This is a genomic window from Enterobacter sp. CGMCC 5087, assembly GCF_003144775.1.
Classification (GTDB): Bacteria; Pseudomonadota; Gammaproteobacteria; order Enterobacterales; family Enterobacteriaceae; genus Enterobacter; species Enterobacter cloacae_M.
In genome coordinates this window covers 1-6,557 of the sequence record NZ_QFXN01000200.1, presented here as the reverse complement: position 1 = coordinate 6,557, position 6,557 = coordinate 1, and the positions used below count along the sequence as shown (strand labels likewise).

The window sequence follows — 6,557 nt, the reverse complement described above, 5'->3', positions numbered from 1 at the left end:
ATGATCGATCAGCTGCGAATCGCTGATCGACGTTCCACGCGAAAACATGATCGATCAGAGCGGAATACGCACAAGCAGATTGAAATTCACAATCGGCTGGAGGCCGCCCCACTTACCAACAGCGAATTTAACCGTGTTTTTCTGCATCTGACCAAAGGTAATGAAGTGATCGATCGCGCCCGAATCCTGCGCGATCGCTACCAGTTGCTGCGTGATGACGGTACTGAGAAATGGCTCAGCTTTATCAACAAAGATGAGTGGTGCCAGAATGAGTTTCAGGTCACCCGTCAGGTTAAGCAATACAATGCCGAACAAAATACGCGCAAAACGCGCTTTGACGTCACGCTGCTGATTAATGGTCTGCCACTGGTACAGATTGAGCTTAAGCGTCGTGGACTGGGCCTGAAGGAAGCCTTTAATCAGATTGACCGTTACCATCGGGATGCATTCTGGGTAGGCAGTGGTCTGTTCCAGTATGTTCAGTTGTTTATTATCAGTAATGGTGTTGATACCAAGTATTACGCTAATAATCGGGCTAACCATTTCGAGCAGACCTTTTTCTGGACAGACGAGAAAAATGAACCCATTAAGTCGCTGGAGAAGTTTACAGAAGCCTTCCTGAAAGTTTGTCACATTGCAAAAATGATCACTCACTACACGGTGCTGAATGAAACCCGTAAGTGCCTGATGGTCATGCGCCCCTATCAGTACTATGCCTGTGAAGCGATGATCCGCCATGTTAAGGACAGTCTTCACCTACAGGGCAAACCCCGTAATGGCTATATCTGGCATACAACAGGTAGCGGGAAAACGTTGACCAGCTTTAAGGCCAGCCAGGTGATCATGTCGATGCCTGAAGTTGATCGGGTTATTTTCGTCGTCGATCGTCGCGATCTGGATTATCAGACAGCCAAAGAGTTTAACAGTTTCGCTAAAGACAGCGTAGATACCACTAACAATACCAGTACACTAATTAAGCAGCTAAAGGCTAACAACAGTAAACTGATACTGACCACCATTCAGAAACTGAACAATGCCATTATCCATGAAGGATATAAGGCACAGCTGGAGCACCTGCGTAAGGAACGTATTGTCTTTATCTTTGACGAATGCCACCGCAGCCAGTTCGGTGACACTCACAAAGCTATCGTCAATTTCTTTGAAAATGCACAACTGTTTGGCTTTACCGGGACCCCGATTTTTGCCGATAACGTCAATATTACCAATGGTATCAAGCAGACTACTGAAATGCTGTTTGATAAATGCCTACACAAGTATGTCATTGTCGATGCCATCCGTGATGAGAACGTATTGCGCTTCGCCGTGGAGTATGTAGGAACCTATCGCCGTAAGGAAACCAGTAATGAGATCGATATCGATGTGGAAGATATCGACACCAAAGAGGTCATGGAAAGCGATATCCGGCTGGGCAAAATAACCGACTACATCCTGGCTCACCACAATGCAAAGACCCGAAACCGTGAGTTTACCGCAATGTTCTGCGTGGGCTCGGTGGACATGCTGATTAAGTACTACAAACTCTTTAAAGATAAACAAACAGAGCTTCAGCAGGTCGATCCGGGTTACAAACCGTTGCGTATCGCAACAATCTTTACTTATGCAGCCAACGAAACGGACAAAAGCAATAAGGAAGCTGTTAACGGTTTACTGGATGAAGAAGACATCAGCCTGCCTCAGGGCGGGAAAATCGATATCTCCAGCCGGGATCATCTGGACAGCTTCATCAAGGATTATAATACGCTGTATGGCACCAGCTATTCAGCTAATGATTCGCAAAGCTTTTACAATTATTACAAAAACATTGCACAACGAACCAAAGAAAAAGGGATTGATATCCTGCTGGTGGTCAATATGTTCCTCACGGGATTTGACAGCCCGGCCCTCAATACGCTTTACGTTGATAAAAACCTGCGTTACCACGGGCTGATACAGGCATTTTCCCGAACCAACCGTATTCTTAATGAGAAGAAAAGCCACGGTAACATCGTTTGCTTCCGCAACCTCAAGAAAGCCACCGATGATGCCATAGCGTTATTCTCGAACAAAGAGGCATCCTCAGTCGTGCTGGTTAAACCTTTTGAGGAGTACCTGAGCGACTATCAATCTGCTGTAGATACCCTGTTGACCCTGACACCTACAGTGGAAAGCGTGGACAGCCTCCCTGATGAAAAAGCTCAGCTTGCTTTTGTGACGGCTTTCCGCGACATGATGCGACTGAAGAATATCCTGGAGAGCTTTGCTGATTTTGATGAAGTGAGTAAGCCTTTATCGGATCAGACTCTTGCCGATTACACCAGTAAATATCTTGATATTTATGACAAGGTGAAAAAACGCACTGGCAAAGATAAAGTCTCGATTCTGGATGAGGTCGATTTTGAAGTGTCACTGATTCATCGGGATGAAATTAATGTCGGCTATATCCTGAGGCTACTGGCTGGCATCCAGGCTATGCCACCTGAAGCGCAGCAGGAGCAGAAGAAGAAGGTCATGGATATCGTTGACAGTGACGTCACGCTGCGCAGCAAACGCGAACTGATTGATAACTTCATCGAAGAAAATCTGCTGCATGTTTCGCATGATGAAGATATCACCCAGACCTTTGAAACCTACGTTGAACGTGAAAAACGTAAAGCGGTTGCAACGCTGTGTGCTGAAGAAAGCCTGGATGAAAGTAAAGTTGCCGCTTTGCTGGATAATTACCTGTTTACCGATATTACCCCACGTGAGGACGAGGTAGCCAAGGCTCTCACATGGACACCTAGGATCCTTGAAAGGAAGACGGTGCTTAAACGTGTATATGACAAAGTTTGTGGCGTGATTGATACATTTATCAACGGAATGCGTGGGTTCTGAGGGTAGCGAAGCCCCAATTGGGGCTTCGCAATTGATATATTTACCCAGTTGAGCGAAATATTGTAGGTAGAAAGTCAATGATTAATTGATATACTATAAAATAATTGTACGCAGTATTTGATACAGGAAAACATTATGATAATAAATTTCCTTTTTAGAGTTCTTTTAACATTTAACGCAACATCGTTGTTGGCTATAATTTTCTTTGTACAAAAGAAGTACACCCTTTATTACTTTTTCCAAGGGTTTGAACACAGTCATTGGTTGAGTTTATTACCACAAATGACATCATACGTATTTTACATGCTAATCCCCATATTACTAACTTGGATTAGTTTGTTTTTAAGTTCCAGACTGGGCAAGGATGAGTTTAAAGAAGGCGAAGTAGTTTCTGTGGAGCATGCGAACAACTCATTTCTTCCAAGTTATCTTGGTTATTTCTTTGTGGCTTTAAGTATAACCAGTTGGTCTGCCTTGTTTTTTGTTTATGCCGTTTTATTTATTTTTACCTTTATGTCTCAAGCATTATACTTTAACCCTTTATTTCTACTGTTTAGATATGAGTTTTATAACATTAAAAACAAGAGCGGCGCATCCATTTTTTTAATTAGTCGTCATAAATACAAAACCCCCAAAGAAATCAATATCCCCGTTGCATTTAGAATAAACAACTATACCTTTATCGAAAGGAAAAATAATGAATAACATTTTTGCGAAAGTAAAAGGACCTCGTAAGAAACCTTTTTTTAAATTGGTATCAGACTACACTTTGTTTGACGCTTTAGATTTGTCTACTCTTAGCCTCATTCCATATAACCCTGACCATAATCTTGATGAAGATTCATGGTTCAAAATTGAAAATTTTAGTCAGCAATCATTCTGCTTATCATGCATTAAGGATGAATTTGATTCTAAGGACTTCGACGATTTAACAAAAAAATATTTCACGAAGATTTCATATATATTCTCTCATCAGGATGAAGACTTTTATTTTCAGAAAATAACCCCATCCCTGTTTATCAAGAGAAAAACAATTGCTTTTGGTGAATCAGCAGAAATAGAAGAAAATGAAGGGCGGTTGATTGTTAATCATATACCTGATGCTGTATACCTAAAGGAAAGTAATATATTATTATTCAGAAGTCTCGCCACAATTTCAAGTATATTTAAAGGTATCGATATTCTGTACAAAGAAGCCACGGAAGAAGAAGTTAAGTCGTTTTTAAGTGAATCCTTCATTGTACTTTCAACTGACTATGATGTAGAAAAGGTATCAAAGCCAAACCGAAAGAGAATTGCATTAGCTATGGATACTCTTGCAGCGATGCCAGTGGAAGACAGAGGTGAGATGCTGAATTACATTAATGATTATTGTGCTGAAAAGCTTAAATATGACACTACTGAGAGTAAATTCGAAGTATCATCAGAAGAAGAGTTAAAATATTTGCTGTATGGTATCGAACAAAGATTTTACACTACTAGATTTGGTAATGAAAAGAGATTAGCCAACTCAATACAAAGATTATAAAAGTGGTGTAATGGATACTTTAATCAACAGAATTTGTGGATTCTGAAGCTGAAGAAAATCTGTATAATCTTCGCTATTACTATTACAGTTTAGGTCGAGGCTAATCTAGGGGGACAGGTAACAAAACCTGTTGCTGCCCCCGTGCCTGCACACTGAGTGCATCTGCCTTCTTGCCGATATTACGTTCACTCGCACGGTCAAAACCAGATTGCGTGCATATCGTAGTCTTTTGTTATTCTTCTGATTTGGGGTTTTGAAAGGTAAAAAGGCGTCCGGAATTTAACTTCTGGATGCCTTCTGTATGTAATTGGTGTTCTACACGATTTACCTGCTTAGCATCGGGTTATTGAGTTTTGCATAATCAAACGGACTAATTGTTTCCTCCCGGTTCGCATCCAGAAAATCCGCCCACCACTGCAACATCAGCTTGCGTTCATCCAGATGTTCCGCTTTATGAATATACGCCGCCCGCACCGAGTTACGCTCCATATGGCTCATCTGCCGCTCCACCGCATCCTTCGACCATAGTCCTGACTCAATCAACGAACTACAAGCCATTGTGCGAAAGCCATGACCACAAACTTCGACTTTAGTGTCATAGCCCATGACACGCAGCGCACTGTTCACCGTGTTCTCACTCATGGGTTTACGCGGATCGTGATCGCCAATAAAAATGAGCTCGTGCTCTCCGCAAAACTGTTTTATCTGCTTCAGGATCGCCAGCGCCTGCTTTGAAAGCGGTACCAGATGAGGTGTACGCATCTTTGAGCCTCGCTGAGAATGTTTCACGCCGGGAATAGGCTCTCGCTCAGGTGGGATGGTCCACATTGACGTTTCAAAATCGATCTCTGACCAGCGAGCAAAACGCAGTTCACTGGACCGAATAAAGATAAGCAAAGTGAGTTCGGTTGCCCAACGGGTTAGTGGCCTGCCGGTGTAGTCATCTATTTTCTGGAGTAATTCAGGGATGCGCTTTAACTCCAGCGCCGGACGATGCTGTCGATTACTGGAAGCAACCGCCCCCGCCATCTCCTGCGCCGGATTGTAATCAATTAACCCGCTTTGCACTGCATAACGCATTATAGCCGTGGTGCGCTGTTGAAGACGGGAAGCCACCTCAAGACGTCCAGATGTCTCTACGGCTTTAATGGGAATTAACAGATCGCGGGTACCCAATTCAGCAATATTGCGAGCACCAATTGCCGGGAAGATATTGTCCTCCAGGCTCTTTTTTACGCGATTAGCATGATCTTCCGACCATTTTTGGTTGGTCACGAGCCACTCTCTGGCAACCTTCTCGAAAGTAATAATCTCTTTCGCCTGCTCTTCTTTCGCAGCACGTTTATGCTCACGAGGATCGATACCAGCAGCTACCAGCTTCCTGGCTTCTTCCCTTTTCTTCCTGGCATCCGCCAGTGAAATTTCAGGATAGACACCGAACGCCATCAAATGCTGTTTACCGCCAAAACGGAAACGAAATCGCCAATACTTTGAACCGCCAGGTTTTACAAGTAAGGACATGCCGTCGCCGTCAACAAGTGAATACTCTTTCTCCTCAGGTTTTGCAGAACGAACTTTAGTATCCGTTAGGGCCATAATGGTCCTCCTTCCATTGGTATCTCGTGAGTATACAAGCAATATCGAATCGGCAAATATACTCATTAGTATACTCACAAGCTTGTTGATGTGGGTTGAGTTAGGTTGACTTTAGTTGAGGAGGAAAGCGGGTAAAGCCTTGTGGAGCGCGGATTTCAGGCATAAAAAAAGACGTCGATTGACGTCTATTTATATGCTTTTGGTGCCGAAGGCCGGACTCGAACCGGCACGTATTTCTACGGTTGATTTTGAATCAACTGCGTCTACCGATTTCGCCACTTCGGCACTGAAGGGGATGCGGAAACGTTGTGGATTATACCTGTCGCGCGCCGCCATGCAAGCGACGACGCGCTAAACCCGCGCTAAGTGCCCAAAAAACCAGCGCCCTTTGTCACTCCAGCTCAGACACCGCCAGTCGAATCACCCTCGCCGCCTTCTGCTCCGGCAGCTCCAGCACCTTCGCCCACATCTCCTGCACCATATCGCAGGAGAGCTTCTCTTTGCCCGCCGCCTTCTCCGGCATCTGCAGCAGCTGGATGTCCTCGCCGTACTTATCGGC

At 43.9% G+C, this 6,557-nt stretch carries 4 protein-coding genes, 1 tRNA gene and 1 pseudogene; 3 read left to right on the top strand and 3 right to left on the bottom strand.

The genetic code is table 11. The features are described 5' to 3' along the window. The 3 genes from DEO48_RS16440 (at position 1) to DEO48_RS16430 (ending at position 4,402) form a co-directional block, all read left to right on the top strand. Complete coding sequence (locus tag DEO48_RS16440) at positions 1 to 2,874, top strand: type I restriction endonuclease subunit R (RefSeq protein ID WP_109845748.1); 2,874 nt, start codon at positions 1 to 3, stop codon at positions 2,872 to 2,874. Positions 2,875 to 3,009: 135 nt separating this feature from the next. Next, positions 3,010 to 3,579 (top strand): hypothetical protein, encoded by a 570-nt coding sequence (locus DEO48_RS16435; protein WP_109845747.1) that lies wholly within the window; start codon positions 3,010 to 3,012, stop codon positions 3,577 to 3,579. Next, positions 3,572 to 4,402, top strand: a complete 831-nt coding sequence (locus DEO48_RS16430) for an ATP F0F1 synthase synthase (protein WP_109845746.1) — start codon at positions 3,572 to 3,574, stop codon at positions 4,400 to 4,402. Before DEO48_RS16435 ends, DEO48_RS16430 begins: the two co-directional genes overlap by 8 nt. Positions 4,403 to 4,726: 324 nt before the next feature. Here DEO48_RS16430 and DEO48_RS16425 read toward each other — a convergent pair whose 3' ends face one another. The 3 genes and pseudogenes from DEO48_RS16425 to DEO48_RS27225 form a co-directional block, all read right to left on the bottom strand. Then, positions 4,727 to 5,998, bottom strand: coding sequence for an integrase arm-type DNA-binding domain-containing protein (locus tag DEO48_RS16425; protein ID WP_109845745.1), 1,272 nt, complete (start codon positions 5,996 to 5,998; stop codon positions 4,727 to 4,729). 200 nt (positions 5,999 to 6,198) lie between these two features. Next, positions 6,199 to 6,283: transfer RNA gene (locus DEO48_RS16420), tRNA-Leu, on the bottom strand. 106 nt (positions 6,284 to 6,389) lie between these two features. Continuing rightward, positions 6,390 to 6,557 (bottom strand): annotated as a pseudogene (locus tag DEO48_RS27225) (topoisomerase II); the annotation flags it as partial.